The 25,898-nt window shown below is 67.5% G+C and carries 23 protein-coding genes; 10 read left to right on the forward strand and 13 right to left on the reverse strand.

The features are described 5' to 3' along the window. Positions 1 to 20: 20 nt before the first annotated feature. Positions 21 to 968, reverse strand: a complete 948-nt coding sequence (locus tag AC5P9I_RS10395) for a DMT family transporter (RefSeq protein ID WP_049470145.1) — start codon at positions 966 to 968, stop codon at positions 21 to 23. Between the two features lie 78 nt (positions 969 to 1,046). Here AC5P9I_RS10395 and AC5P9I_RS10400 point away from each other — a divergent pair, with 78 nt between their 5' ends. Beyond that, positions 1,047 to 1,661, forward strand: coding sequence for a Pr6Pr family membrane protein (locus AC5P9I_RS10400; protein ID WP_049470148.1), 615 nt, complete (start codon positions 1,047 to 1,049; stop codon positions 1,659 to 1,661). On the opposite strand, the gene AC5P9I_RS10405 is transcribed toward AC5P9I_RS10400, so the two are convergent. Beyond that, positions 1,582 to 2,457, reverse strand: coding sequence for a DUF72 domain-containing protein (locus AC5P9I_RS10405; protein ID WP_049470151.1), 876 nt, complete (start codon positions 2,455 to 2,457; stop codon positions 1,582 to 1,584). The two genes, AC5P9I_RS10400 and AC5P9I_RS10405, sit on opposite strands and share 80 nt — an antisense overlap. Further along, positions 2,454 to 2,897 carry a VOC family protein gene (locus AC5P9I_RS10410; RefSeq protein WP_049470154.1) on the reverse strand — a complete coding sequence of 148 codons (444 nt, stop codon included), beginning with the start codon at positions 2,895 to 2,897 and terminating at the stop codon, positions 2,454 to 2,456. Before AC5P9I_RS10410 ends, AC5P9I_RS10405 begins: the two co-directional genes overlap by 4 nt. A 110-nt stretch (positions 2,898 to 3,007) precedes the next feature. On the opposite strand from AC5P9I_RS10410, the gene AC5P9I_RS10415 reads away from it, so the two are divergent. From AC5P9I_RS10415 to agp, 3 genes are all read left to right on the forward strand, one after another. Then, positions 3,008 to 4,570 (forward strand): serine hydrolase, encoded by a 1,563-nt coding sequence (locus AC5P9I_RS10415; RefSeq protein WP_235645182.1) that lies wholly within the window; start codon positions 3,008 to 3,010, stop codon positions 4,568 to 4,570. Positions 4,571 to 4,727: 157 nt separating this feature from the next. Further along, complete coding sequence (smrA, locus tag AC5P9I_RS10420; RefSeq protein ID WP_049470159.1) at positions 4,728 to 6,560, forward strand: multidrug efflux ABC transporter SmrA; 1,833 nt, start codon at positions 4,728 to 4,730, stop codon at positions 6,558 to 6,560. Positions 6,561 to 6,627: 67 nt separating this feature from the next. Continuing rightward, positions 6,628 to 7,857, forward strand: a complete 1,230-nt coding sequence (agp, locus tag AC5P9I_RS10425) for a bifunctional glucose-1-phosphatase/inositol phosphatase (protein ID WP_088475790.1) — start codon at positions 6,628 to 6,630, stop codon at positions 7,855 to 7,857. A 9-nt stretch (positions 7,858 to 7,866) separates the two neighbouring features. Here agp and AC5P9I_RS10430 read toward each other — a convergent pair whose 3' ends face one another. Together AC5P9I_RS10430 and AC5P9I_RS10435 are read right to left on the reverse strand one after the other, a co-directional pair. Then, positions 7,867 to 8,865, reverse strand: coding sequence for a polysaccharide lyase (locus AC5P9I_RS10430; protein WP_088475791.1), 999 nt, complete (start codon positions 8,863 to 8,865; stop codon positions 7,867 to 7,869). A gap of 145 nt (positions 8,866 to 9,010) precedes the next feature. Beyond that, entirely contained in the window at positions 9,011 to 10,819 is a 1,809-nt protein-coding gene (locus AC5P9I_RS10435; protein WP_130768556.1) for a DUF885 domain-containing protein, read from the reverse strand. Positions 10,820 to 10,931: 112 nt separating this feature from the next. Between AC5P9I_RS10435 and AC5P9I_RS10440 the strand changes: the two genes are divergently transcribed. Both AC5P9I_RS10440 and AC5P9I_RS10445 read left to right on the forward strand, forming a co-directional pair. Then, complete coding sequence (locus AC5P9I_RS10440) at positions 10,932 to 11,288, forward strand: GFA family protein (protein WP_049470176.1); 357 nt, start codon at positions 10,932 to 10,934, stop codon at positions 11,286 to 11,288. Between the two features lie 32 nt (positions 11,289 to 11,320). Beyond that, positions 11,321 to 12,100, forward strand: a complete 780-nt coding sequence (locus AC5P9I_RS10445; RefSeq protein ID WP_049441426.1) for a DUF4349 domain-containing protein — start codon at positions 11,321 to 11,323, stop codon at positions 12,098 to 12,100. 31 nt (positions 12,101 to 12,131) lie between these two features. On the opposite strand, the gene AC5P9I_RS10450 is transcribed toward AC5P9I_RS10445, so the two are convergent. Together AC5P9I_RS10450 and AC5P9I_RS10455 are read right to left on the reverse strand one after the other, a co-directional pair. After that, complete coding sequence (locus AC5P9I_RS10450; protein WP_049470178.1) at positions 12,132 to 12,425, reverse strand: hypothetical protein; 294 nt, start codon at positions 12,423 to 12,425, stop codon at positions 12,132 to 12,134. Between the two features lie 68 nt (positions 12,426 to 12,493). Further along, positions 12,494 to 13,438, reverse strand: a complete 945-nt coding sequence (locus AC5P9I_RS10455; protein WP_049470180.1) for a LysR substrate-binding domain-containing protein — start codon at positions 13,436 to 13,438, stop codon at positions 12,494 to 12,496. A 115-nt stretch (positions 13,439 to 13,553) separates the two neighbouring features. On the opposite strand from AC5P9I_RS10455, the gene AC5P9I_RS10460 reads away from it, so the two are divergent. Further along, entirely contained in the window at positions 13,554 to 14,426 is an 873-nt protein-coding gene (locus AC5P9I_RS10460) for a DMT family transporter (protein WP_495217361.1), read from the forward strand. A gap of 571 nt (positions 14,427 to 14,997) precedes the next feature. Here the strand turns inward: AC5P9I_RS10460 and AC5P9I_RS10465 are convergent. Further along, entirely contained in the window at positions 14,998 to 15,900 is a 903-nt protein-coding gene (locus AC5P9I_RS10465) for a peptidylprolyl isomerase (protein WP_049464374.1), read from the reverse strand. Between the two features lie 136 nt (positions 15,901 to 16,036). On the opposite strand from AC5P9I_RS10465, the gene AC5P9I_RS10470 reads away from it, so the two are divergent. Together AC5P9I_RS10470 and AC5P9I_RS10475 are read left to right on the forward strand one after the other, a co-directional pair. Beyond that, positions 16,037 to 16,402 carry a PadR family transcriptional regulator gene (locus AC5P9I_RS10470; protein ID WP_004150914.1) on the forward strand — a complete coding sequence of 122 codons (366 nt, stop codon included), beginning with the start codon at positions 16,037 to 16,039 and terminating at the stop codon, positions 16,400 to 16,402. Continuing rightward, positions 16,399 to 17,388, forward strand: coding sequence for a sensor domain-containing protein (locus AC5P9I_RS10475; protein ID WP_049464376.1), 990 nt, complete (start codon positions 16,399 to 16,401; stop codon positions 17,386 to 17,388). The genes AC5P9I_RS10470 and AC5P9I_RS10475 overlap by 4 nt, the downstream gene beginning before the upstream one ends. Before the next feature lie 55 nt (positions 17,389 to 17,443). Here AC5P9I_RS10475 and AC5P9I_RS10480 read toward each other — a convergent pair whose 3' ends face one another. Both AC5P9I_RS10480 and AC5P9I_RS10485 read right to left on the reverse strand, forming a co-directional pair. After that, complete coding sequence (locus AC5P9I_RS10480) at positions 17,444 to 18,751, reverse strand: polyhydroxyalkanoate depolymerase (RefSeq protein ID WP_049464378.1); 1,308 nt, start codon at positions 18,749 to 18,751, stop codon at positions 17,444 to 17,446. A gap of 93 nt (positions 18,752 to 18,844) precedes the next feature. Continuing rightward, positions 18,845 to 19,435, reverse strand: a complete 591-nt coding sequence (locus AC5P9I_RS10485; RefSeq protein WP_049464380.1) for a class I SAM-dependent DNA methyltransferase — start codon at positions 19,433 to 19,435, stop codon at positions 18,845 to 18,847. A gap of 150 nt (positions 19,436 to 19,585) precedes the next feature. Here AC5P9I_RS10485 and AC5P9I_RS10490 point away from each other — a divergent pair, with 150 nt between their 5' ends. Further along, positions 19,586 to 20,041: a CopD family protein gene (locus AC5P9I_RS10490; protein WP_049464381.1), complete on the forward strand. Its 456-nt coding sequence runs from the start codon at positions 19,586 to 19,588 to the stop codon at positions 20,039 to 20,041. 139 nt (positions 20,042 to 20,180) lie between these two features. On the opposite strand, the gene AC5P9I_RS10495 is transcribed toward AC5P9I_RS10490, so the two are convergent. The 3 genes from AC5P9I_RS10495 to dnaE form a co-directional block, all read right to left on the reverse strand. Further along, positions 20,181 to 21,140, reverse strand: a complete 960-nt coding sequence (locus tag AC5P9I_RS10495) for an acetyl-CoA carboxylase carboxyltransferase subunit alpha (protein WP_049464383.1) — start codon at positions 21,138 to 21,140, stop codon at positions 20,181 to 20,183. A 113-nt stretch (positions 21,141 to 21,253) separates the two neighbouring features. After that, the gene (locus AC5P9I_RS10500; protein ID WP_049464385.1) at positions 21,254 to 22,123 is read right to left on the reverse strand and encodes a hypothetical protein; all 870 of its coding nucleotides are present in this window, start codon (positions 22,121 to 22,123) and stop codon (positions 21,254 to 21,256) included. A 55-nt stretch (positions 22,124 to 22,178) separates the two neighbouring features. Beyond that, positions 22,179 to 25,769: a DNA polymerase III subunit alpha gene (gene dnaE, locus AC5P9I_RS10505; protein ID WP_049464387.1), complete on the reverse strand. Its 3,591-nt coding sequence runs from the start codon at positions 25,767 to 25,769 to the stop codon at positions 22,179 to 22,181. Positions 25,770 to 25,898 lie beyond the last annotated feature (129 nt).

Raw genomic sequence — 25,898 nt, forward strand, 5'->3', positions numbered from 1 at the left:
CACCACCTGCGTGGCTGCGCTCAATCGGCGATGTTGCGCGCCTCGGCCGTGCCAAGGATTTCAGGGTGCTGCACCGGCTTGCGGCGGTTCAGCAGTGGATGCAGGAATACCGCGCCGACGATGATCGCCACGCCCAGGTAGAACCACGGGGTCACCTCGTGCTGTTCGCGCAGCAGCACCACCGCCAGCACCACCGCATAGACCGGCTCCAGGTTGGTCACCAGCTGCACCGTGTAGGCGCTCAGGTGGCGCAGCGCGACCAGGGCCAGGGCAAACGGCAGCAGCGTGCAGAACCCGGCCAGCACCAGCAGCAGGATGCCGTCGTGCAGATTCGGGACCACCCATAGCGGGCTGGCCAGCGCGGGCAGCAGGAACGGCATCAGCGGCGCCAGCAGGGTCAGGGTCAGGGTGCCGGCACCCAGTTCCAGTGCGGTGACCGTAAGTGGATCGGCGTGGCTGACCATGCGCTTGTTGAGCGAGCCGAACACGGCCACCAGCAGCGCCGACAGCGCACCGATCAACACGCCCAGGCGCATGCCATCGGGCACGCCGCCGACCACCAGCGCAACGCCCGGCAGCACCGCCAGGCCGAACGCCAGTTCACGCAGCTGGAACGGACGCTTGGCGACCCAGGGTTCGATGATGGAGGTGAACACCGGCGCCAGCGCGATGCAGGTGGCCGCCACCGAGGCATTGGCCAGCTTCACCGCGCCGTAGAACGTCAGCCAGTGCAGGGCCACCAGCGCACCGATGCCGGCGTAGCCGGCCACCAGCCGCAGCGGCAGCGTGCGCAATCCTCGCCAGACCCGCGGCAGCAACGCCAGCATCGCCGTCACCAGCAGCATGCGCCACCACACCAGCGGCAGTGCGGGCAGGGTGATCAGCTTGCCGAGGATGGCGGTGACGCCCCACAGCAGGACACAGAAGTGGATCTGCCACAGCGCTTTGCGGGTGTCGGGTGTGCTCATCCGCCTATTGTGAGGCAATCGCGCGGCAGCCGGCGATGCCTGTGGCATGCTCGCGGAAACCTGCCCAGGGACCCCGCCATGGCTGCCGACCGCTCCGTCCTGCGCACCTGGGCCGCGCTGACCGCACTGATCGCCGCCGCGTCGTTGCTGCTGCAGTACCTGCTGCTGGTGCGCGGGGCAGGCGCAGGGGCCGGGATCGGCACGGTGACGCTGCGCTTCTTCGGTTACTTCACCATCCTCAGCAACCTGGCGGTGTGCGTGGGATGCGTCAGGCTGGTGCGTGCGGGCGTGCTGGGCACGACGGTCGCCGCAGTGCTCGCGTTGTGCATCGGGGTGACGGCCTGCGTCTACGTGCTGGCGCTGCAGGGCCTGTGGCAGCCCAGCGGATTGCAGTGGTGGGTCGATGCCGGCCTGCACTACGCGGTACCGGCGCTGTACCTGCTGGGGTGGTGCTGGCTGCTGCCGCATGGGGCGCTGCGCTGGCGCGCGCTGGGCACGGTGCTGTGGGTGCCGCTGATCTACCTGGGGTGGGCGATGTGGGTGGCCGTTGTGACAGGGCAGGCGCCGTATCCGTTCCTGGAACTGCAACGGCTGGGGCTGGCCGCGTTCCTGCTCAACGTGCTGCGCGTGGCGGGCGTGTTCGTGACGGGGTGGACGCTGCTGTGGGGGCTGGATCGCTGGCGTCGTCGATGAGGCGCTGAAGGGCCATCGCCGCGGCCGGATTGCGTGCCTTGCCCGCGCCGATGCACAGCAGGTAGACCTCGCGTGGTGCGAGCGCGGCTGGCTTGGCCAGGCAGGGCAGGTCGTCCACCGGCTCGCCGCGTGACCAGCGCAGCGCACGCTCGGCCCAGCGCCGCTGCACCGGGGCGGGCAGCCCCTCCTTCAAGCGGGCCTGGCTGCGTTTGATCCGTGCGTAGACGAAGCCGGCACTGACATCGCCGTGCAACGGCGCCTCGTCGCTGTCTTCGATCACCAGCGCCACGCCGTGGCGGCGCGCGGCGGCGACCAGTGCCGGACCATGTGCCGCGGCGTTGCGCACCTCCAGCGCGTGCTGCAGCGGCACACCCTGCAGCTGCTTGGGAAGCTCAGCCATCAGCCGATCCAGCGCTTCGGCATCGGCCGGATGGCGTGGATCGAACTGCCACAGCAACGGGCCGAGCCGGTCACCCAGCGCCAGCGCCGCCTCCAGGAAGGGCGCGGCCGCGTCCACGGTGCTGGACAGGTCGCGACGCTGGACCAGGTAGCGTGGCGCCTTCATCGAGAAACGGAAGCCCTGCGGCGTCTGTGCTGCCCACTGCGCGCACTGGCCAGGGGTGGGCGTGCGGTAGAAGGTGCCATTGATCTCGATGCAGCGCAGGGCGCGACTGGCGTGGGCCAGTTCCTCGCGCTGTGGCAGCCCTGCCGGATAGAACACGCCGCCGCGCCACGCGGGAAACACCCAGCCACCGATGCCACAGCGGATCTCCGCCGGGTGCGACGACGCGATCACTGGCCGTGGTCCTCGCGCCACGGGTCGTAGCTGCCAAACCACCACAGGTAGCCTTCCGGATCGGCGCAGGCGTAGCCACGACCGCCGTAGTCCTGGTCGGCGATGTCGATGACGATGCGCGCGCCGGCAGCCTTGGCCCGGGCATAGTGCGCGTCGGCATCGCTGACGATCACGCAGGCGCTCTGGGTCTGGCGCCCGCCGACTTCGCCGGGCAGTACCGCGTGTTCGCTCCATGCGCTCTGGTTACCTGCCGAGCCCAGCATGATCATGCCGGTGCCGAAGGTCATCTGGGCGTGGAACACGGTATCGCCGTCGGCGTATACGGCCTGGGCATGGAAACCGAAGGCGCGCTGCAGCCAGTCGATGGCGGCCAGCGCATCGCGGTAGCGCAGGCATGGAATGATGGTGGAGCCCTTGCCGGACTGCCCGTTCTGTCCCATGACACCCCTCCTATGGCACAGGGCAGGGTGCATCGGCGACCGTTACCATCCCGCGAAACCCCGGTGACGGCCTGCACACGGCCGCCACCCCTGTTCGGAGATCGTGCTGCATGAACACCTGGATTGGAGGAGCCGTGCTGCTGGCGTGCACGACCATGGCGAGCGCGGCGACCCCGCCGCCGCTGCAGGATCTGGATGCGACCGTCGAGCGCGTGCGCGCGCAGTTCGACGTGCCCGGCATCGCGGTGGCCGTGGTCAAGGACGGCGAGGTGGTGCTGGAGCGCGGCTGGGGCGTGCGCGAGCAGGGCAAGCCGGAGCCGGTGCAGGCCGACACGCTGTTCGCCATCGCCTCCAATACCAAGGCGTTCACCTCCACTTCGCTGAACCTGCTGGCTGAGGACGGCAAGCTGAAGATGGACGACAAGGTGATCGAGCACCTGCCATCGTTCCGCATGTCCGATCCGTTCGTGACCGGGCAGATGACGATCCGCGACCTGCTCTCGCACCGCAGCGGACTGAGCCTGGGCGCCGGCGACCTGCTGTTCTGGCCGACCACCTCCTACAGCAACGCCGAAGTGGTGGAGCGGCTGGGCAGGGTGCCGCTGAAGGGCGGCTTCCGCGAAAACTATGCCTACGACAACATCCTGTACGCGGTGGCCCAGCAGGTGATCGAACATGTCTCCGGCATGAGCTACCAGCAGTTCCTGCAGACCCGCATCTTCGACAAGGCGGGCATCGCCGGCACGCGCTACAACGCCGACCACCTGAAGCCGGGCGACAAGGCCGCGGTCGGCCATGCCAAGTACGATTTCAAGGACCTGCGCACCGTCGCGCCGCTGACCTGGTCGAACAATGCCGGTGCCGGTGGCATCTATTCCAGCGCGCACGATATGGCGCGCTGGATGCAGGTGCAGCTGGCCGAGGGCAAGCTTGCCGATGGCACGGTGCTGTTCAGTGAAAAAAGCCAGCAGCAGATGTGGCGGATGATCACCCCGCAGTCGATCCCGGCGCCGAGCGTGCCGGAGCTGGCACCGGCACGGGCCAATTTTGCCGGCTATGGCGAGGGCTGGAGCCTGAGCGATTACCGTGGACGCAAGCTGGTATGGCACACCGGCGGCTGGCCGGGCATGGTCTCGCGGCTGACCCTGGTGCCGGGCGAAAAGCTGGGCGTGGTGGTGCTGACCAACCAGGAAGTGGGCGCGGCGTTCAACGCGATCACCCTGAGCGTGCTTGATGCCTATATGGGCGGCGACAAGCACGACTGGGTGGACGCCTATGCCAAGGCCGTGGCCAAGGGCCAGGACAAGGCCGACGAGGCCTGGGCCAAGCATCAGAGCGCGCGCGACAAGGGCAGCAGGCCGTCGCTGGCGCTAGCCGGCTACACCGGCACGTTCCGCGACCGCTGGTATGGCGACATGCAGGTCAGTGCCGCAGGCAAGGGCCTGCGCCTGCGCTTCATGAAGACCGCGCAGCTGAGCGGCCGCCTGGAGCACTGGCAGCACGACACCTTCATCGTGCGCTGGGACGACCGTTCGCTCAACGCCGACGCGTTCGTGAACTTCAGCCTGGATCCGGATGGCAAGGTGCGCGAGGTACGGATGCAGTCGATTTCCGACCTGACCGACTTCAGCTTCGATTTCCAGGACCTGCTGTTCACCCCGGTCAGGGAGTGAGGCTGGTGCCGGCCGCTGGCCGGCAACCCGATGATCCCCGGATGCGTCGCGAGGCTGCCGGCCAGCGGCCGGCACTACCGGAGCCGCGGGTGACCGTCGGCTGGCGTACACATCCGTCGTGGGATACTCCGCCGCTTGCAAGAGGCGAGGGAATGCGATGTTCCGTTGGTTTGAATCCCTGATTCCAGTGTTCCCGCCCGTGGATGGGCGCATGCCACCGCGCAAGGTGCTGCCGTTCTACCTGCACTACCTGCGCCCGGTGTGGCCGGTGCTGCTGGCGACGCTGATCGCCGGCCTGCTGCTGGCGCTGGTGGAAGTGGCGATGTTCGATTACCTGGGCCGCATCGTCGACATGGTCGCCGAGCAGCCCGGTGCCGATTTCTTCAGGCGCCATGCCAATGAACTGGGCTGGATGCTGTTCATCACGGTCATCGCGCGGCCGATCCTGGTCGGCCTGCACAACCTGCTGGTCAATCAGGCCATCGTGCCCGGCCTGAGCAACCGCTCGCGCTGGCTGATGCACAACTACGTGGTGCGGCAGAGCCTGAGCTTCTTCCAGAACGACTTTGCCGGCAGCGTTGCCAACCGGGTGATGCAGACCGGTACCTCGCTGCGCGAGTCGGCGGTGCAGATGGTCGACTCGCTCTGGTACATCGTGGTCTATACCGGCACCGCGCTGTACCTGTTCGCGCAGGCCGACTGGCGGCTGATGGTGCCACTGATCCTGTGGCTGCTGGCCTACGCGGTGATCCTGGTCTACTTCGTCCCGCGCGCGAAGGAACGGGCCTGGATTGCGTCCGAAGCGCGTTCCAAGGCGATGGGCCGCATCGTCGATGGCTACACCAACATCCCCACGCTGAAGCTGTTCGCCCACGGCGGACGCGAGCAGGCCTACGTGGCCGAGTCGATCCAGGAGCTGGCAGTCAAGCACCGCGCGCAGACCCGGGTGACCACCGGCATGGACCTGACCATCGCCATCGTCAACGGTTTCCTGATTGCCGGTACCTGTGGCCTGGCCCTGTGGCTGTGGAATGGCGGCCACATCACCGTCGGCGCGATCACGCTCGCGACCGGCCTGGTGATCCGCATCCACAACATGTCCGGCTGGATCATGTGGACCATCAACGGCATCTTCGAGGACATCGGCACGGTACAGGATGGCATCACCACCATCGCCCAGCCGCTGACCGTGCAGGACCGCGAGGATGCGGTACCGTTGCAGGTGACCCGCGGTGGCGTGCACTTCCAGGACATCCACTTCCACTATGGCAAGAAGGGCGGCGTGATCGCCGGCCTCGACCTGGTGGTGAAGCCGGGTGAGAAGATCGGCCTGGTCGGTCCCTCCGGCGCCGGCAAGTCGACCCTGGTCAACGTGCTGCTGCGCCTGTACGACCTGGAGAGCGGCCGCATCCTGATCGACGGTCAGGACATTGCCCACGTCACCCAGGAAAGCCTGCGCCAGCAGATCGGCGTGGTCACCCAGGACACCTCGCTGCTGCATCGCTCGATCCGCGACAACCTGTTGTATGGCCGTCCAGACGCAACCGAAGAGCAGTTGCGCGCTGCCGTGGCCAAGGCGCGTGCCGAAGCCTTCATCGACACGCTGGTGGACGGGCAGGGGCGTCGCGGCTACGACGCGCATGTCGGCGAGCGTGGCGTGAAGCTCTCCGGCGGCCAGCGCCAGCGCATCGCCATTGCCCGCGTGCTGCTGAAGGACGCCCCGATCCTGGTGCTGGACGAAGCCACCTCGGCGCTGGACTCGGAAGTGGAAGCGGCGATCCAGGACAGCCTGGATGAGCTGATGGGCGGCAAGACGGTGATCGCGATCGCGCACCGGCTGTCGACCATCGCGCGCATGGACCGGCTGGTGGTGATGGACCAGGGCCGCATCGTCGAGACCGGCAGCCATGCCGAGCTGATTGCCGCCGGTGGCCTGTACGCACGGTTGTGGGCGCGGCAGACCGGTGGTTTCGTGGCGGCCGATCAGTAACGGTTTCGGAGTCGGATCCCTTTCAGGAGGAAAGGGCTCTGACCCCGGCGTGTCTCAGGAGACCTGCATGATCCGATGCCTGCGCCCACTGCTGCTGGCACTTGGTTTGGCCACAACGGCCGCAGCCGCGGCGACGGCACCCGTGCAAGGCGAACAGCTCGAGCAGGTCGTCCTGCTCAGCCGCCACAACCTGCGCGCGCCGGTGGTCGCGTCGGGCGCCCTGGCCCATGCCACGCCAGAGCACTGGACACGCTGGGACGTAAGCCCCGGCGAGCTGACCACCAAGGGCGGCGTGCTGGAGGTCTACATGGGCCGCTACATCGGCCAGTGGGTGCGCCAGGCGCAGCTGCTGCCGGGGTCGGGTTGCCCGCAGCGGGCTGACTTCCACGCCCATGCCAACAGCCTGCAGCGCACCCAGGCCACCGCGCAGTTCTTCGTTGCCGGCGCATTCCCGGGTTGTCATGTGGAGGTCGAGCAGCGCAGGGCGCTGGGCACGATGGATCCGTTGTTCAATCCGGTGATCCACCGTGACGACGCGGCCTTCCGCAAGCGCGCGCTGGCGGCAATGCAGCAGGCGCTGGCCGCAGCAGATCTGGCACCGGCACTGTCCGCAGTGGAGGCGATCACCCTCTACCCGCAGTCGGCGGCCTGTGCGGGGCGCAGCGACTGCCATCTGACGCTGGCCGACACGACCTTCAGTGCGGAGCCGGGCAAGGAGCCACGCGCTTCGGGTTCACTGGCACTGGCCAGCGGTCTGGTCGATGCCCTGCTGATGGAGCATTACCAGGGAAGTGGCGTTCCGCGCGAAGGTTGGGGCCGCTTGAACGCGGAACGCCAATGGCAGGCGCTGGCGCAGATCCGTAACGGCTACCAGGACATCCTGTTTGGCACCCCTGACGTGGCACGGGACGTGGCCGCGCCGCTGCTGGCGGAGCTCGATGCCTTGTTCGACGATCCGGCGTCGCCCAAGGTGAGCCTGCTGGTCGGCCACGATTCGAACATCGGTTCGGTGCTGGCCGCAATGGGAATCGGTGACTACCGGCTGCCAGGGCAGTACGAGAAGACGCCCATTGGTGGCCTGCTGCAGTTCGAGCGTTGGCGTGACCGCCGGAGCGGTGGCGAGCGGTTCCGCTTGGCCTACGTCTATCCGACCTCCGCGCAGCTACGCGATGCCGTGCCGCTGACCGAGGCGCAGCCGCCGGGGCGCGTCGTGCTGTCCTTGCCAGGCTGCAATCGGCAGGGCTGCAGCCCTGCGCAGTTCAAGCACCTGCTGCAGCGGGGCCTTCGCTGGAACTGAAACAGAGGGCTATCGCAGCGGTGTGCGCACGATGCCCTGCGCGGCCATCAGCGTGAGGTCGCCGCCCAGCCGTGGCGAGTGGAACGGTCCGCGCGCATGCGCGGCGTCGAACACGCCGCCATCCGGTGAGCGCAGGCGGTAGAACTCGACCCAGCCGCTGGCCTGCAGGGGCAACTGGGCAACGCCGGTGTGCTGGTTGAACCATGCAGGGTCCCTGCTGCCTTCGATGACCCGTCGCGCCAGGCGGTCGATCGCGTGATCCCTGCTCGCATACCAGTCCTGGCCGCGCAGACGCGCCAGCTCGGCCATCATCACCAGTGGCGCCAATGCGTAGTCGTGGTAGTGCAGGGCCCGTTGCCCGCGGGCCATCTCCAGCGGCAGGCTGCCATCGTCCTGGATGTCATCGATGCCCTTCTGGAACGCGGCGTGGCCGGCCTGCCACAGCGCATCGTCGTCGGTGGCCAGTCCGGTGGCCAGCACGCCCAGGCCGCCCCAGTAGTAGTGGTTGTTGCGGCGCCGTTTCGGGTTGTCCCAGTACCCCAGGTTGGCCCGTGCCAGCTTCTGCAGCCAGGGATCGATGCGCGCACGCTGGCGGCCATCGGCCTGGTCGTGCACTTTCAGGTAGGCCATCGCCACTGCATCGAGCATCCATTGCCGCATGTAGAACGACTGATCGTTGTTGACCCGGATCATCTGCCCGAGCATGGCGCCATCGTCGGCCCACGCCCCCAGCCAGTTCAGCGTGCACTGTGCGGCTGCCGAGTCACCGTCGCGCAGGTAGTCATCGCTCATGCGCGCCACGTCGGCGGCATAGCGGTCCAGCGGTGCAGTGGCGTCCCTGTTCTGCTGCTGCAGTGCCGGGTCGATCACCGAGCCGACCTTGTCGGTGTAGTAGCCAAGCGCGCGGATGTCCGGCTGGCCGGGCGGCGGCGCGGGGCAGGCGGCGAAGGCACCCGCACTGGCCAGCAGCGTGGACAGCAGGGCGAGGCGAAGCAAGGGGAGAGACATTGGAAACCGGCGGAAGGGGGAATCCGGCGAACGATGCGCCTGGCCATGTTGCCGGCACGTGATGCGGAGATGGCCTGGCGATCCCCCACAAACAGATCGGCCCGGGTTTCCCCGGGCCGCTCCGCTTCATCTCACACCGTCCCGATCACTCGATCGGCTGGTCCAGCATCAGCTGGCGTGCGAAACGCACCGGCGGTGCGCCGTAGGACAGCATCTGGTCGTGGTAGGCCTTGAGGTTGAACTTGTCGCCCAGCTTCTCCTGCACCGCCTTGCGGGTGTCGAAGTGTTCCTGCGCGCCGACGAAGTAGGTCGGCAGCTGTGCCGAGGTCAGCTGCGCACGCACCCACTTGCCGGCCGCTTCGCTTTCCTGCTGGAACGCATCGTGGGTCATCAGGTGCATCGCCTTCTCGCGATCCCAGTTGTCCACGTGCACGCCCTGGTCGAGGATCGCGTTGGAGATCGTGCGCAGGTAGAACTTCAGCTGCACCAGGTGGAACAGCGGGTCGTTGTTGAGGTAGCCCTGCTCCTGCATCATGCGCTCGGTGTAGACCGCCCAGCCCTCGGCGAACAGGCCCGAACGCAGCACCGCACGCAGGGTGGAGGGGAACTTGGCCGAGTGCCAGCCTTCCAGGTAGTGGCCCGGGGTGCCTTCGTGGATGCTCAGCAGGTGGATCATGCGCGAGTTGTACTCACGCAGGAACGAGTCGACCTGCTTCTCGTTCCAGTCGTCCGGAATCGGCGACACGGCGTAGAAGGTCTTCAGGTTCTTGTCCAGCGGGCCCGGCGAATCGCAGTAGGCCACGGCCACGCCGCGCTGGAATTCCGGCATCAGGATGATGTCCACCGGCGCGCCGGGCAGGGTCATCAGGTCGTGTTCGCGCACGAATGCAGTGGACTGCGCCAGCGCGGCCTTGGCGTCGTCGACCACCTTGTCGCGAGCCGGCTTGTCGGCGTAGGCCAGTTCCAACGCGGCTTCGATTGCCTTCTGCTGCTGCTCGTCGGTCGGCTGGGCCGGCATCTCCGGCGCCCCCGGCTTGTCCTTCAGCACGGTCTGCGCGATGCCGTACATGTCCTGGCGAACGCGCGTCAGTTCGGCGCGCGCACGCTCACCGATCTGCTGGCGCGACAGCGAGGAGTTCAGCGCGAACTTCAGCTTCTGGTCGTACTTTTCCGCACCGATGCGGAAGTCGCCCTTGGCATTGGGTACCAGGGTCTTGTCCAGCCAGGTCTGCTGCTCGTCCACCGCCTTCTTCAGGCCCTCGATGGCCGCCTGCAGACGCTGCTGGTCGGCCTGCGGCAGTTCGCCGATGTGCGGGGTGATGAAGGTATCGACGATGCTGAGGATGCCCTTGTTCTGCTTGGCCACGGTCTCGGCGTGGATCTTCGGCACGCGGGCCGGATCCAGGTTCTCGCGCGCCTGGGCGAAGATCGCCGGCAGCTTTTCCATGCGCGCGGTGGCCGACTTCAGGCGTTCCGGCAGCGGCGCGAACTCGCGCGCCATCAGGCCATAGATCGCACTGCCGGCGACGCCGTTGTACAGCTGCGGGTCCCACTTGCCGGACTGCAGCACTTCGGCGTTCCAGATTTCCGACTGCAGCTGTTTGCGCAGGATCGCCGCGTCCACCTGGTTCTCGCGGCCCAGCTTGGCCACATCGATCTTGTCCAGCTCGCCCAGCAACGCCTTGTAGGCGTCCACGGTCTTCTGCTGGCCGGCGACGCTCAGGTCGTCCAGTTCGCTGTCGTAGCGGTGGTCACCGATCTGGGTGGCGCTGACCGGCGACAGCTGCATCCAGGTGTCCAGCGCGCGCTTGGACAGATCGGCGAAGGCGGCGTCGACCGCCGCGTCAGCGGCCTGCTGGCCGGCGGCCGGGGCGGCAGCGGTGGTCGGGGCGTCGGCTGGCTGGCAACCGGCCAGCGCAGCGACCAGGGCGAGGGCAAGAAGATGCGGGCGCATCGGCGTTCCTGTACAGGGGCAAACCCCGAGCATAGGGCCCTGGGGCTGCTTTGTCCCCGTGCCATAGGATTACCATGGATACAGACAAGGACCCTCCAGCGGAGCGCAGGACATGCAATACCAGGGAAGCTGCCATTGCGGCAGGATCGCATTCACCGTACAGGCCGAGGCGCCGATCAGCGACGTCCTCGACTGCAACTGCTCGCTGTGCCGCCGCCGCGGCGGCCTGCTGTGGTTTGCCCCGCGTGAGGCGTTCGAGCTGGTCACCGATCCGGCGGACGTAGCCACCTACCATTTCAACAAGGCCCACATCGACCATCACCACTGCCGCACGTGCGGCATCGCACCCTACAGCGAGGCGGTCGACCCGCGTACCGGCACGCCGATGGTGGCGGTGAACGTGCGCTGCGTACCGCAGGTGGATCTGGCCGGTCTTTCGGTCACTTCGTATAACGGAGCCGCACTGTGACGGGCGCGCGCGCCTGGACGCGGAGTCTGGCGATGCCGGTGGTGCTGCTGGCATTGGCGGGCTGCGCCAAGCAGGGCGACATGGCCGCCGATGCGGGCGCCCCGGCCGCCGAAGCGGCGGTCGCGTCGCCGGAAGGTGCGTTCCTGGCCTATGAACATGACGTGCAGGTGCAGCTGGAGGCGGCGAAGATCGCACCGCGCATCCAGCAGATCGCCCAGGCCTGCCAGAGCGCGAAGTTCGGCGACTGCGCGGTATTGCAGGTCGACCAGCGCAGTGGCGAGCAACCCAGCGGGGAGGTCAAGGTGCGCATCGCGCCGAAGGGCGCCGAGCCGCTGATCGCGATGGCCGGTGAGGGCGGCACGCTGCAGTCGCGCACCACCCGCGCCGAGGATCTGGCACAGGCCGTGGCGGACACGGCGCTGACCAAGGCGCGGCTGGAGAAGGAACACGCCCGTCTGCTGTCCTACCAGGACCGCAAGGACCTGAAGATCGAAGACCTGATGGCGATCACCACGCGCCTGTCGGAAATCGAGGCCGGCGTCGAGCAGGCCAACAAGGACGCCGCGCAGCAGCGTCGTCGCATCGATACCCAGCTGGTGACGCTGCACTTCGAGACCACCTCTGGCCAGCGCAGCCGCAGCGAGATCGGCGAGGCGCTGAGCGAATCGGGCGGCATCCTCGGCAGCAGCATCGCGTTCCTGATCCGCGCGGTGGCGGCCCTGCTGCCGGTGGGCGTGCTGGCCCTGGTCGTGGCCTGGGGGGCCCGCGCGTGGTGGCGTCGCCGCCGCCGCACGCTGCCGCCCAACGTCTGAGGTCAAGGCTGATGCCGGCCGCCGGCCGGCATCAGCCCTCGTCGGTCTCGTACTCGACGAACACATCCAGCTCCAGCGCCAGCTCCTGCACGGCGTCGCGTACCTTCTGCGCGGTGCTTTCATTGCCGACTTCCACTTCCAGCTCATGGATGCCGGGGCCGATGTCGTCGGACAGCCCGGCCGAACTGGAATCGTCGTCGTCCATGTGTGGCATCAGGTCGTCGATTTCCTCGACATGTTCGATGCCGTCCAGGCCGAGCAGCAGGTCGCTGATGGCACGGGCGTCGTCTTCGGTTCCGGTGATGCGCAGTCGCAGCATGGCCATGGCGTAGGTACGTTGTGGAGGTGCACGCAGCCTAGCCAGCATCGGGCAAAGAACGGGTGAGGGCGAAGTCAGGCAAGCGTGGCCGGGCGGCCGAGCAGGCTTTCCGGCAACGCCGGAACCGGCGTGCGCTCGTCCTGCGCCTGTTCCAGCAACCAGTCGATGAACAGGCGTGCGGCGGGGCTGGGAGGCTGTCCCTCGGCGTGCACCACGTGATACGCGTAGCGCGCCTTCAGTGCGGGGCCGGGCAGGCGCACCACCTCGTAACGCTGCAGGTAGGGCTGGGCGATGTGGGTGCGCGCCAGCACCGCGCCCATGCCATATACCGCCGCACGCATCGCATCGGTGCTGTCGGCGAAGGTGTGCATCGGTGGCAGCGGCGACGGGGGGCGCACGCCGGCGTGGCGGAACCAGTCGCGCCAGCCCTGCGGTGACAGGTCGGTGAGCAGCGGCAGGTCGGCGATGCGCGCCGGATCGAGCAGCGTTTCGACCCCGGCCAGCGCCGGTGAGGCCACCGGGAACAGGTAGTCATCCATCAGGTGCTGCGCACGCAGGCCCGGCCATTGGCCCAGCCCGTAGCGGATGCCGACTTCCGGTCCGTTGTCGTCGTAGCGATCCAGGCCGCTGCCGGTGTGCAGCTCGATGCGGATATGCGGATAGGCCTGGGTGAAGCGCGGCAGCCGGGGCAGCAACCAGCAGTAGGAGAGCGAGCGCAGCGTGGTGATCCGCAGCGGCACGCTGTCGGCATCCGGATGCAGGTGGTGGGCCACCGCCGCAACGTCGGTGAAGGCCGCGCTGGCGGCATCGGCCAGCTGCCGGCCCTCGGCGGTCAGGCGCACGCCGCGGGCGTGGCGCAGGAACAACCGGGTCTCGAGCACCTCCTCCAGGCGGCGCACGTGATGGCTGACCGCGCTGGCGGTCAGGTGCAGCTCCTGCGCGGCCTGGGCGAAGTTCTGGTGGCGCGCGGCGACCGCGAACACGGCCAGTGCGGGGAGCAGGGAAGGGCGTAGCTGCATGTCCAGCCTCAAACCATACTTGTGGCTGGCAGCGATACTACGCGCTTGTGCGGCGGGCGTCTGCGCCTGATCCTGTACGCCTTGACCAGGAACAGACGATGGACGGAGGCAGGGCATGAATGCGGTCCCACAGGCGGCCGAGCGCGACTGGCGCACGCCGCTGGAATTGACCCTGCTGGGCGCCATCTGGGGTTGCTCGTTCCTGTTCATGCGGGTGGCGGTGCCCTCGTTCGGCCCGTTCGCGCTGGTCGAGCTTCGGCTGGTGCTGGGTGCGCTGGTGCTGCTGCCGTTCCTGTGGCGCGCCCGCGCACAGTTCCCGCCACGGCGCTGGCTGTGGCTGGCACCGATCGGCCTGATCAACTCGGCGCTGCCGTTCGTGCTGTTCGCCTACGCGGCCGAGCAGGCACCGGCCGCGATCGGTGCGATCTGCAATGCGATGACCGTGCTGTTCGCCGCGCTGATCGCGTTCCTGTTCTTCGGTGAAAAGATCGGCATGCGCCGTGTGCGCGCGCTGCTGGTCGGCTTCGCCGGCGTGGTGGTCCTGGCCACGGCCAAGGTCTCGGGCCTGAGCATCGGCACTGCAGTGCTGGCCGGTGCGGCGGCCTCGCTGCTCTACGGCCTCGGCGTGAACCTGGTGAAGCGGCACATGACCGGCCTGCCCTCGGCCGCGGCCGCTGCTGCAACGCTGTCGTGTGCCTCGCTGTGGATGCTGCCGATGGCGGTGACCCACTGGCCGCAGGCGGCGATTCCACTGAAGGCCTGGGGCGCAGCGATCGCGCTGGGCGTCGCCTGTACCGGCCTGGCGTTCCTGATGTTCTACCGCCTGATCGGCCGCATCGGCCCGTCGCGTGCGTCGACGGTGACCTACCTGATTCCGCTGTTCGGCGCGGCGTTTGCGTGGTTGTTCCTGGGTGAGCCGGTGACGCTGCAGATGCTGATTGCGGGCGCGTTGATTCTGGGTAGCGTGGCGGTGAGTCAGAAGGGCTGAGGCGTTTTTGCACGTGGCACGTGCTGAAGGTGCTTCACTGTTCATGGGTGTCACTTTCTTTGCTCGTGCAAAGAAAGTAACCAAAGAAACACGCCGCCAGGTCCCGAGCCGGTGCTGCGCACCGGTACCCTGCGCTCCTCGGCCCGTCGAGGGACGGCGCGGGAACTCGCTGCGCTCAGACACCCGCGCCTCTTCGCCCTCGCCGGACCTGCGGTGCTCGGCTCGCTCAAGGCGGATCCAAGATCAAAGGCAGAAACGGTCGCTTCGCTCGCCGGGCCCGGCCCGGCACTACCAAGCATCGTCGTGCAGCTGTGGCTCTTGACCTTGGGTCCGCCTTGAGTGAGCCGAGCATCGCAGGGGAATCAGGGGCGAAGAGGTGCCGATGTCTGAGCGCAGCGAGTTCGGCACCGTCCCCTGATTCACCGAGAAGCGCAGGGGACCGACGTGCGAAGCACGGCGGCTCGCGACCTGGCGGCGCGTTTCTTTTGGTTACTTTTCTTTTCGCGCGAAAAGAAAAGTGACGCCCATGAACAGGGAAGCACCTTCAGCACGCGTCACGCGCAGGAAACCATCACCGCACCGGCACCGGAATATTGCACAGATCGATATGCCCGGCCGGACGCTTGTAGAAATCATCCACGCGATTGCGCCGCGCCTCCACCGTATCGGCGAAGGTCTTCGAATCGGTACGCAGTACCTGGATCGGCGTGCGCTCGGCCGCCGGCACGTCGCTGGCGCGGCGGATCGATACGATCGGCGTACGCAGCGTCGGGTCGGTGTAGAAGCCCATCGGCGCCGGCCCACGCGGCGTCGCGCTGAGCAGCTCCATGCCCTTCAGTACGCGACCGACCAGGGTGATGTTGCGGTCCAGCTGGCGCGGCGACTGCCCGGTCACCACGTACAGTTCGGCGCCGATGCTGCTGTCCTCTTCGTTGCTGCGGCCCGCGCCCAGCATGCCGTAGCAGTGCGCCAGCCAGGCCTTGCCGGCCTGCGGGTCCTGGCCGACCGGGAAGCCGTCGACGAAACCGGTCTGCGCGGCCCAGCCATCACGGTCCGGCAGCACGCTGACCTTCAGGCCGGCGCTGGCGCGCTCGAACTCGGCCGGCAGCTTGCGTGCGGCACTGCCGAACGGCTTGGCCTTGGCCGCATCATCGGCGTCGGCATCGCCGAACTGCACCACGAAGTTGTCCTGCGAACGGTAGATGCTGGTGCCGTCCCAGAAATGCTCGCGGGCGAAGGTCTGGATGTTGGCGACATGGCGCGGGGCGAACTGCGGTGCCAGCTCGATGATGACCCGACCGGCCGGCAGGTCCATGTACAGCAGGTTGGCCGGGTCCGGGGTGCGCCAGTCGCTGGCCGCCGAGGCGTCGAGGATCTGCTGCGGGCTGCGGTAGGGCGTGGCCGCGCTGGCGAGGGCGGGCAGCAGGCAGGACAGGGCGAGGGCGGTCAGGACAAGGCAACGGCGGTGCGGCATGGGAACCCCGGAACATGAACGAGGCTTCGATTCTGCGCGAGCCGCGCAGTCGCGCCAACCGGCAGAGTGACTAACGACACATTCGCTATACCGAACTTCGCACTACTGTGGACTTCAACGTAGTGGAGGGCCGGTCATGTCCGAGGACGATGTCCACCTGAAGAAGTTCCAGAAGGAGCTCAGCGCCGGAACGGTATCGCTGGCCCTGCTGGCGGTGCTGGCCCGGGCCGGGGAGCCGCTGTACGGCTACCTCATTGCCAAGGAGCTGGAGCGGGTGGGCGAGGGCGTGCTGAGCGGCAAGCAGAGTGCGCTGTACCCGGTGCTGCGCAACCTGGAGGGCGCCGGCCTGCTGGAAAGCCACGTGGAGCCGTCCAGCAGCGGTCCGCCGCGCCGCTACTACCGCATCAATGAACGCGGCCGCGAAGTGCTGGCGCAGTGGCGCCAGGCCTGGCAGGCCACCCGCGATTCCGTCGATTCCGTGTTGGAGGGGGTACCGCAATGAACGACCCGAGCCTGGCAGGCCGCGCCCTGCCCACGACCATCCCGCAGTACCTGGCGCAGCTGCGGGCGGCGCTGGAAGGCGCCGACCCGGCGATGGTGCAGGACGCGCTGTATGACGCCGAGGAATACCTGCGCTCGGAGCTGGCGGCGCAGCCCGGCCGCAGCGAAGCCGAGGTCATCGCCGACGTGGCCGGCAGCTATGGCGCCCCGGATGAAGTGGCCGAGATCTACCGCGAGACCGAAGTGACGGTGAATCGCGCGCTGCGCACGCCGCGTGCGGACACCGCGCCGGTGCTGCGTGCGGCGGCCGAAGCCAGTGGCGTCGAGCCGGCCGCACCGCCGCCGGCACCGGTGCCGCGTTCGCTGCTGGCGCGCTTCTTCGGCGTGGTGGCCGATCCGCACACCTACGGCGCGCTGTTCTACATGCTGCTGTCGCTGGCCACGGGCATCTTCTTCTTCACCTGGGTGGTGACCGGCCTGTCGCTGTCGCTCGGCCTGCTGATCCTGATCGTCGGCATTCCGCTGACCGTGCTGTTCTTCGGCTCGGTGCGCGGGCTGGCGCTGCTGGAAGGTCGGCTGGTGGAAGCGTTGCTGGGCGAGCGCATGCCGCGCCGCCCGCGCTACACCGACCGCAGCCGCACCTGGCTGCAGCGCATCGGCGACATGTTCACCGACGGGCGCACCTGGCTGACCCTGCTGTACTTCGTGCTGATGCTGCCGCTGGGCATCATCTACTTCACCATCGCGGTGACGTTGCTCTCGCTGTCGCTGAGCCTGATCTGGGCGCCGGTCGCGGCGATCTTCAGTGGTGACATCCCGGGCGTGTACATCAACGACGTGAATGTACTGCCGATGGCGGCCTCGCCGCTGGTGGCGATCACGTTGGCCGCGGCCGGCGCGCTGCTGCTGGTGCTGACCCTGCACATGGCCCGTGGCATCGGCAAGCTGCACGGGCTGATCGCCAAGAACCTGCTGGTGCGGTTGTAACAGGCCAAGGGTCGGATCCCTTTCCGTTGGAAAGGGCTCCGACCCCTGCCGGGAATCAACCCGCTTTCCGGCGCAACGGGGTGACGTTGCTCTTCTTCTTCGTAGCCTTCGCCGCCGGTGCTTCGGCATGCGCGGCGAAGAAATCACGCACCTTCGGGTACACCACTTCGCGCCAGCGACGGCCACTGAAGATGCCGTAGTGCCCCGCACCTTCGACGATGAAATGCTCGCGGCGATCGGCCGCGATGCCGGTGCACAGCGCCTGCGCCGCCTCGGTCTGGCCAAGGCCGGCGATGTCGTCCAGCTCGCCTTCGATGCTCAGCAGCGCGGTATCGCGGATTGCCGACGGATCGACCTTCTCGCCGTTCACCACCCACTCGCCACGCGGCAGCAGGAAGTCCTGGAACACCACGCGGATGGTGTCCAGGTAGTACTTGGCCGGCATGTCCAGCACCGCGTTGTACTCGTCGTAGAAGCGACGGTGCGCGTCGGCGTCTTCCAGGTCGCCCTTGACCAGGTCGGTGTAGAAATCCCAGTGCGAGCTGAAGTGGCGGCTCGGGTTCATCGACAGGAAGCCGGCGTGCTGCAGGAAGCCCGGGTACACGCGACGACCGGCACCCGGATAGCTGGCCGGCACGGTGTGGATGACGTTGTTCTCGAACCACGACAGCGGGTTCTGCGTGGCCAGGTTGTTCACTGCGGTCGGGCTGCAGCGCGCATCGATCGGGCCACCCATCATCACCAGCGTGCGCGGCGTCGGTTCGCCACGGCTGGCCATCAGCGAAACCGCAGCCAGCACCGGTACGGTCGGCTGGCACACGCTCACCACGTGCAGGCGCTCCACGCCGAGGTGGCGGATGAACTCCTGGATGTAGGCGATGTAGTCATCCAACCCGAACTCGCCTTCGCTGGACGGCACCATGCGCGCGTCGACCCAGTCGGTGACGTACACGCGGTGGTCGCGCAGCAGCGTACGCACGGTATCGCGAAGCAGCGTGGCGTGGTGGCCCGACAGCGGCGCCACCACCAGCACGAACGGCTGGTTGAGCATGGTGTGCAGCTGGTCGGCTTCATTGCTGTGGCGCTTGAAGCGCAGCAGCTTGCAGAACGGCTTGCTCACTTCCTCGTGCACGACGATCGGCACGCGCTCGCCTTCGACCTCGATTTCGTTGATGCCCCACTCGGGCTTCTCGTAATCCTTGCCGATGCGATGGAAGAGTTCATTGACCGCCGCCAGGCGATCGGCACCGGGCATCTGCGACCACCAATGGCCCGGGTTGGCGAAGAACTTGGCGTTGGCCTGGGCCTGGTGCACCCACGGGGCGAGCAGGTTGCGGGTCAGTTCGTGCAGTTGATAGAGCATGACGACCGAATATGTATGGTCATATGTTGCCGCGCAGCATATCCCATCCGGGTGTCCCGCAGGTTAAGTCGGCTGAAAATAATGAATCCGGATTCACATCCGCTCCAGCGCGGCCGCATCGCCTGCCAGGGCGGGGCCGAGCCAGCAGTGCGACCCTACCGGCTGCAGGCCCTGGCGGGTCAGCTCACGCCGGTACCAGCGCGCCGGGCGCGCCTGGAAGCCGTCGTGGTCGCCTTCGAACGCGTCCTCGGCGGCGAAGGTCTCCAGGAAGGCCACCCCGCCGGTCAGCTCGGCCAGGCCGGCCAGGCCGGCGCGCAGTTCACGGTTGGGCACGTAATGCATCACGTCCGAGCAGACCAGCAGGTCGACCGGTGCGCAGGGCCGCAGCCAGGCGAAATCGCCGAAGCGCGCCAGGTGCAGGTTGCGGGTCCTGCCGTAGCGGCGCACAGCGTACTCGCTGCCGTCGAAGCCAAGGTATTCGACCTTCGGACGCAGCTTCAGCAGCGGCGCGCGCCAGGCGCCTTCACCGCAGCCGATGTCCAGCACGCTGCGGATCGGCCGCTCCAGGTAGTACTCGGCGCTGGCCACGGCCAATGCGACCTTGCGCGCCAGGCGGGCGCTGCCGCCGATGTCGGCACGGCGGTACCAGCGTTGGAAGTAGGCGGCATCGTAGGTCTTGTCCATGGGGCGGTGCGCGATCGGCGGAAAACGGCGCCTATCGTACGGTGTTGCGACGCGCCATGCGTCGATGTGTCGCGGCATGCGTGGCTGCGGCGGCTTCGCCACGGCATGCGAGAATGGCCGCCAACCTACGCCAGCCGCCGGAGCGAGCGCATGCAGAGCTACTACTGGGTCAAGACCTTCCACATCGTGTTCGTGGTGGCGTGGATGGCCACGGTGTTCTACCTGCCGCGCATCCTGGTCAACCTGGCTGAAACCGCGGGCCAGCCAGCGGTGACCGAGCGCCTGCAGCTGATGGGCCTGCGTCTGTACCGCTTCGGCCACTCGATGTTCGGGCTGGCGTTCCTGCTCGGCCTGGTGCTGTGGCTGGGCTACAAGGTCATCCCCGATTTCCCGACCATGGTCGCTCCGGGCGGCGCCGGTTGGCTGCACGCCAAGCTGGGCCTGGTGGTGCTGCTGCTGGTGTATTTCGGCTGGACCGGTCGCCTGCTCAAGGGCGTGGCCAAGGGCCGGGCGCTGCCGTCGTCGCGCGCGCTGCGCTGGATCAACGAGATCCCGCTGCTGGCGTTCATTCCCATCGTGTGGCTGGTGCTGGCCAAGCCGTTCTGAGGCGGGGTCACCTGCGCCCGGTAGATCCACGCCATGCGTGGATGCTGTCAGGGCGCAAACGAAGGAGCCGGGCAAATGCCCGGCTCTTTCATTTCTGCAATCACCTCGTGTTGCCGGCCAGCGGCCGGCCCTACAGGGCTTAGGCTGCTTCGTACGTGCCGTAGCTGCGCAGGCGCGTGTAGCGCTGCTCCAGCAGCTGTTCGGTGGACAGCGCGTCCAGTGCGTCCAGTTCGTTCAGCAGCACCGCCTTCAGGCGCTTGGCCATCTGGGTCGGGTTGCGGTGGGCGCCACCGGTCGGCTCGCGCACGACCTTGTCGACCAGGCCCAGGCTCTTCAGGCGCGGCGCGGTCAGGCCCAGCTGCTCGGCCGCCTCCTTGGCCTTGCCGGCGTCCTTCCACAGGATCGAGGCGCAGCCTTCCGGGGTGATGGTCGAGTACACCGCATATTCCAGCATGACGGTGCGGTCGCCCACGCCCAACGCCAGTGCGCCGCCGGAGCCGCCTTCACCGATCACGGTGCAGATGATCGGCACCTTCAGCTCGGCCATCTCGATCAGGTTGCGCGCGATTGCTTCGGACTGGCCGCGCGATTCGGCGTCGATGCCCGGCCAGGCGCCTGCGGTGTCGATCAGGGTCAGCACCGGCAGGCCGAAGCGCTCGGCCATCTTCATCAGGCGCAGCGCCTTGCGGTAACCCTCCGGCTTGGGCATGCCGAAGTTGCGCTTGATCTTTTCCTTGGTGTCGCGGCCCTTCTGGTGGCCGATCACCATCACTGCGCGGCCATTGATGCGGGCCAGGCCGCCCATGATGGCCTTGTCGTCGGCGAAGGCGCGGTCACCGGCCAGCTCCTGGAACTCATCGCAGATGATGCGGATGTAGTCGGCGGTGTACGGCCGCGACGGGTGGCGGGCCAGCTGCAGCACCTGCCACGAGGTCAGGTTGCGGAAGATCTGCGCGGTGCGCACGCGCAGCTTGTCCTGCAGCGCATGCACTTCCGCCTCGACATTGACCGCCGGCCCGGCGCTGGCGTTGCGCAGCTCCTGGATCTTGGCTTCCAGGTCGGCGATGGGTTGCTCGAAGTCGAGGTAGTTCGGATTCATCGGAAGCCGTCGTGTAAAGAAGGGGGCAATTCTAGCCGAATGCGTGCAAACCGCCCGTACGCCTTCGTCTGGAAGGCGACGGTAGCGCAGGCGGGCAGGGCGCGCCAGTCAGTTCAGGGCACCACCAGGGCGCTGCGGCCCATCAGCTGCCCGCGCTGGGAGACGAAGTCGTTGTAGGCCTCGTTGGCCTCCCGGCCGAGGTTGGCGCCGAGGGTCGCGGTGGCCGAGGTGAAGGCCATCTGCGCGTCGAAGTCCTGCTTGCGCAGGGCCTTCTGTTCATCGGCGGTGGTGGCCTTCAGCCAGCGCGCATAGACCTCGCGCAGCGGCGCGGCATGCGCCTCGAAGGCGGGGTCAAGGGCCGGCAGGCTGGCCGGGGCCGGCTCTAGGCTGAATGCCGGCGCGACGTAGCCGGCCGGCTGTTCGCGCTTGAACGCGCCGGGCTGGCCCATGCCTTCCTCGACGTAGGTGATGAAGTCCGGGGCGGTGAACACCTTTGCCACGATCTGGCCGCCGCTGGAATCGACATGGGCCACCACCTTTTCCTTCGGGAACGGCTCGCGCACGCCGTAGGTCCAGGTCTTGTCGATGAACAGGTCGTGGCGCTTCTCGAAGGGACCTTCGAAGTCGACGCCGCCCAGTTCGATGCCGGCCGTGCCGGTGCCGAAGTTCTTCAGCTTGCTCTCGTCGGTGACATAGACCTCGCGGGCGATCACGTACTCGCTCAGGGTCGGGTTGATCAGGCCGCCACGGCCGTCGACGTAGACGATGAAGCGCACATCACCGAGCTTTTCGGTATGCAGGCGATGCTCGCCGACAGCGAGCGAGACCGGGCGCGAACCGTGTGCGGCCACCGGCAGGTCCTGGCCGTCGATGCTCAGCGCCAGCGGCGTGTCGGTCGGGTTGTCGATCTGGAACTCGATCTTCGACGGGGAGCAGGCGGCCAGGGCCAGTGCGGCAGCGAACGGGAACAGCAGGGTCTTCATCGGCAATCGTCCTTGATACATGGAACGCGGAAACGGGAAAACCACGGAGCCAGCCTCAGCTGGCCCAGGGGGGGCTGTAACGCACCTTCAGCGTGCGCACGGCAGGATCGGCGCGCAGCGCCTCCATCAGCTTGGAATCGATGCGCACCGCGCTCTGCCCGGACACATCAAGCATGCCGGCGACGCCGCCGTGCGGCCCCTTCAGCAGCAGGTCCAGGCGCAGTGGCGTCCGCCCCGGGCGATGGCGGTCGAGCAGCGCATCGATGCGCTCCCAGACCGGGCGCTGCTGGCGCAGGTCCAGCCGCAGCGACAACCGTGTGGCGTAGTTGGCGCAGACTTCATCGAAGTCCCAGCACTGGCGGATGCGCAGCGCGAAGCCGCCGTTGAACTCGTCCTCGCGCAGGCCGCCCTTGACCACCAGGATGCGGTCCTTGGTCATCAGGTGGCCGAACTCGGCCATCGCGTCGGAGAACGCGCTGCACTCGACGCGGCCGCGGCCATCTTCCAGCTGGATGAAGATCTGGCTCTCGCCCTTGCGGCGCACGCCGACCACCTGGCCGGCCAGCACGGTCTGCACTTCCGGCCGCCAGCGCTTTTCGCCGCCGCCGCCGCCGCCGCTGTTGGCACTCCAGATCTTCTCCACCGAACCCAGGTCGTTGCCGACCAGGTCGCGCACATCGTCGCGCCAGGGATCGAACGGGTGGCCGCTCAGGTAGAAGCCCAGCGTGTCGCGCTCGCCGTTCAGGCGCTGCAGCAGCGGCCATTCTTCGGCCTCGGGCAGGTCCAGCTGGATCGACACGGCGCTCGGGTCGGGACCGCCGAACAGCGAGTTCTGCCCGGAGGCACGTTCGCGCGCCATCTGGTCGGTGGCCTTGATCACTTCCGGCAGCTGCAGCATCAGCGAGGCCCGGTTGCGGCCGAGCTCGTCCAGCGCACCGCAGTTGATCATCGCTTCCAGGGTACGGCGATTGAGCTTGGCCGAACCAACGCGCGTGCAGAAGTCGAGCAGGTCCTTGAACGGGCCGCCCTTCAGTCGTTCCTCGACCACTGCTTCGCAGGCGCCCTGGCCGACGCCCTTGATTGCACCGAGGCCGTACTGGATGGTGTCCGGCGTCACCGCTTCGAACATGAAGGCCGACTGGTTCACCTTGGGCGGCAGTACGGTCAGGCCGAGGTTGCGCACTTCGTCGAGGAAGCCGACCACCTTGTCGGTGTTGTCCAGATCGGACGACAGCGTGGCCGCCATGAACTCGGCCGGGTAGTGGCGCTTCAGCCATGCGGTCTGGTAGCTGACCAGCGCGTAGGCGGCGGCGTGCGACTTGTTGAAGCCGTAGCCGGCGAACTTCTCCATCAGGTCGAAGATTTCGTCGGCCTTGGGGCCATCGACGCCGCCCTTGGCTGCACCTTCGCGGAAGATCTCGCGGTGCTTGGCCATTTCCGCCGGCACCTTCTTGCCCATCGCGCGGCGCAGCAGGTCGGCGCCGCCCAGCGAGTAGCCGCCGACGATCTGCGCCATCTGCATGACCTGCTCCTGGTACACCATGATGCCGTAGGTGTCCTTCAGGATGGCTTCGGTGCGCGGATCGGGATAGATGATCTCTTCCTGCCCGTGCTTGCGCGCGTTGAACGAAGGAATCAGGTCCATCGGGCCGGGGCGGTACAGCGACACCAGCGCGATCAGGTCTTCGAAGCGGTCGGGGCGCGCATCCTTCAGCAGGCGGCGCATGCCGGAGGATTCGAACTGGAACACCGCGCCGGTGTTGCCGTTGGCGAAGATGTCCTTGTAGGTAGGCGCATCGTCGAGGGGGATCGCGGCGATGTCGACCGGCGGGATGCCCGCGCGTTCGTGGCGCTTGTTGATCGCCTTCACTGCCCAGTCGATGATGGTCAGCGTGCGCAGGCCGAGGAAGTCGAACTTCACCAGGCCCACTTCTTCCACGTCGTTCTTGTCGAACTGGGTGACCGGGTTCTTGCCGAGCCCGTTCTCGTCATGTTCGGCGTACAGCGGGCAGAACTCGCTCAGTGGCTCGGGCCCGATCACCACGCCACCGGCATGCTTGCCGGCGTTGCGGGTCAGGTCTTCCAGCTGCAGCGCCAGGTCGATCAGGTCGCGGACATCGTCCTCGGTCTCGTAACGCTGGATCAGTTCGGCCGAGGCCATTTCCGAGCTGGGGCCTTCCTTGCCCTTGCCCAGCGCATCCTTGAGGTGGATGCCCAGGATGTTCGGGATCAGCTTGGAGACGCCGTCCACCAGGCCGTACGGGAAACCGAGCACGCGGCCGGAGTCGCGCACCACCGCCTTGGCGGCCATGGTGCCGTAGGTGATGATCTGGCTGACGCGTTCGCGCCCGTACTTGCGCGCAACGTAGTCGATCACCTCGTCGCGACGGTCCATGCAGAAGTCGATGTCGAAGTCGGGCATCGACACGCGTTCGGGGTTCAGGAAGCGCTCGAACAGCAGGTTGTACGGCAGCGGATCCAGGTCGGTGATCTTCAGCGCCCATGCCACCAGCGAGCCGGCACCCGAACCACGGCCGGGGCCGATCGGAATGCCCTGGTTCTTGCCCCACTGGATGAAGTCGGCCACGATCAGGAAGTAGCCGGGGAAGCCCATCTTGATGATGGTGTCGAGCTCGAACTCCAGGCGCTCGAAGTAGTCTTCGCGGGTCTTGCCCGGCGCCAGCGGATTCTTCTCCAGGCGCTCTTCCAGGCCATCACGCGACATCTTCTGGATCCAGGTGTCCAGGGTCTCGTCGTCGGGCACCGGGTAGTTGGGCAGGAAGTAGGTGCCCAGCCGCATCTCGATGTTGCAGCGCTCGGCCAGCGCCAGCGTGTTGTCGATGGCATCGGGAATGTCGGCGAACAGCGCGCACATTTCTTCGGCCGACTTCAGGTACTGCTGGTCGCTGTACTCGCGCGGGCGCTTGGGATCGTCCAGCACGCGGCCGGTGGAAATGCACACGCGCGCTTCGTGCGCGCTGAAGTCCGACGGCGACAGGAAGCGCACGTCATTGCTGGCCACCACCGGCAGGCCACGCTGGCCGGCGGCCATCAGCGCGAACTGGTTGAAGGTCTCCTCGCCCTCGCGGCCGGTGCGGGTCAGCTCCAGGTGCAGGCCATCGCCGAACACGCGCTGCCAGTCGGCCAGCTGCTGCTCGGCCAGCTCATGCTTGCCGTCCAGCGCCAGGCGCCCGGCCAGGCTCTGGCGCCCGGCCAGCGCGAACAGGTTGGCGTTGCCGGCCTTCAGCCAGTCCGGGTGGATGGCCACGCCGCCTTCGGGGCGATGGCCTTCCATCCAGGCGCGGGTCAGCAGCCGCGACAGGCTCAGGTAACCCTCGCGATCGCGGCACAGCAGGGTCATCCGCCATGGGTCCTGGCCTTCCTCGGCGATCAGCACGTCGGCACCGGCGATCGGCTTGATGCCGACGCCTTCGGCGGCCTTGTAGAACTTGACCAGGGCGAACAGGTTGTTGAGGTCGGTCACCGCCAGCGCGGGCAGGCCGAGTTCGACCGAGCGCGACAGCAGGTTGGCCTGCTTGGCCTTCTTCGGGTCCGCCTGGTCCGGCTTGGCCGGCACGCGGATGGTCGAGTCCGCCAGCGAGAACTCGGTGTGGACGTGGAGATGTACGAAGCGGGAGTTGGACATGCCGGACCAGGTTGGAGCGCGCGGGCCCCGGGTGCTGACGGAGGTTCGTCGCCGGGGTCGGAAGCGCTGGAGTGCCCGGTCAGGGTAGCGAGGGCAGGGGGTGGCGACAAGCTCTTGACGGCACGCGAT

This window comes from Stenotrophomonas sp. YJH_SMC_29 (genome assembly GCF_059371235.1).

Bases quoted from the DNA above. Each gene is read 5' to 3' on its own strand.
- AC5P9I_RS10395 (WP_049470145.1), bottom strand. From the start codon at position 968: ATGAGCACACCCGACACCCGCAAAGCGCTGTGGCAGATCCACTTCTGT.
- AC5P9I_RS10400 (WP_049470148.1), top strand. From the start codon at position 1,047: ATGGCTGCCGACCGCTCCGTCCTGCGCACCTGGGCCGCGCTGACCGCA.
- AC5P9I_RS10410 (WP_049470154.1), bottom strand. From the start codon at position 2,897: ATGGGACAGAACGGGCAGTCCGGCAAGGGCTCCACCATCATTCCATGC.
- AC5P9I_RS10415 (WP_235645182.1), top strand. From the start codon at position 3,008: ATGAACACCTGGATTGGAGGAGCCGTGCTGCTGGCGTGCACGACCATG.
- smrA (WP_049470159.1), top strand. From the start codon at position 4,728: ATGTTCCGTTGGTTTGAATCCCTGATTCCAGTGTTCCCGCCCGTGGAT.
- agp (WP_088475790.1), top strand. From the start codon at position 6,628: ATGATCCGATGCCTGCGCCCACTGCTGCTGGCACTTGGTTTGGCCACA.
- AC5P9I_RS10430 (WP_088475791.1), bottom strand. From the start codon at position 8,865: ATGTCTCTCCCCTTGCTTCGCCTCGCCCTGCTGTCCACGCTGCTGGCC.
- AC5P9I_RS10435 (WP_130768556.1), bottom strand. From the start codon at position 10,819: ATGCGCCCGCATCTTCTTGCCCTCGCCCTGGTCGCTGCGCTGGCCGGT.
- AC5P9I_RS10440 (WP_049470176.1), top strand. From the start codon at position 10,932: ATGCAATACCAGGGAAGCTGCCATTGCGGCAGGATCGCATTCACCGTA.
- AC5P9I_RS10445 (WP_049441426.1), top strand. From the start codon at position 11,321: ATGCCGGTGGTGCTGCTGGCATTGGCGGGCTGCGCCAAGCAGGGCGAC.
- AC5P9I_RS10450 (WP_049470178.1), bottom strand. From the start codon at position 12,425: ATGGCCATGCTGCGACTGCGCATCACCGGAACCGAAGACGACGCCCGT.
- AC5P9I_RS10455 (WP_049470180.1), bottom strand. From the start codon at position 13,438: ATGCAGCTACGCCCTTCCCTGCTCCCCGCACTGGCCGTGTTCGCGGTC.
- AC5P9I_RS10460 (WP_495217361.1), top strand. From the start codon at position 13,554: ATGAATGCGGTCCCACAGGCGGCCGAGCGCGACTGGCGCACGCCGCTG.
- AC5P9I_RS10465 (WP_049464374.1), bottom strand. From the start codon at position 15,900: ATGCCGCACCGCCGTTGCCTTGTCCTGACCGCCCTCGCCCTGTCCTGC.
- AC5P9I_RS10470 (WP_004150914.1), top strand. From the start codon at position 16,037: ATGTCCGAGGACGATGTCCACCTGAAGAAGTTCCAGAAGGAGCTCAGC.
- AC5P9I_RS10475 (WP_049464376.1), top strand. From the start codon at position 16,399: ATGAACGACCCGAGCCTGGCAGGCCGCGCCCTGCCCACGACCATCCCG.
- AC5P9I_RS10480 (WP_049464378.1), bottom strand. From the start codon at position 18,751: ATGCTCTATCAACTGCACGAACTGACCCGCAACCTGCTCGCCCCGTGG.
- AC5P9I_RS10485 (WP_049464380.1), bottom strand. From the start codon at position 19,435: ATGGACAAGACCTACGATGCCGCCTACTTCCAACGCTGGTACCGCCGT.
- AC5P9I_RS10490 (WP_049464381.1), top strand. From the start codon at position 19,586: ATGCAGAGCTACTACTGGGTCAAGACCTTCCACATCGTGTTCGTGGTG.
- AC5P9I_RS10495 (WP_049464383.1), bottom strand. From the start codon at position 21,140: ATGAATCCGAACTACCTCGACTTCGAGCAACCCATCGCCGACCTGGAA.
- AC5P9I_RS10500 (WP_049464385.1), bottom strand. From the start codon at position 22,123: ATGAAGACCCTGCTGTTCCCGTTCGCTGCCGCACTGGCCCTGGCCGCC.
- dnaE (WP_049464387.1), bottom strand. From the start codon at position 25,769: ATGTCCAACTCCCGCTTCGTACATCTCCACGTCCACACCGAGTTCTCG.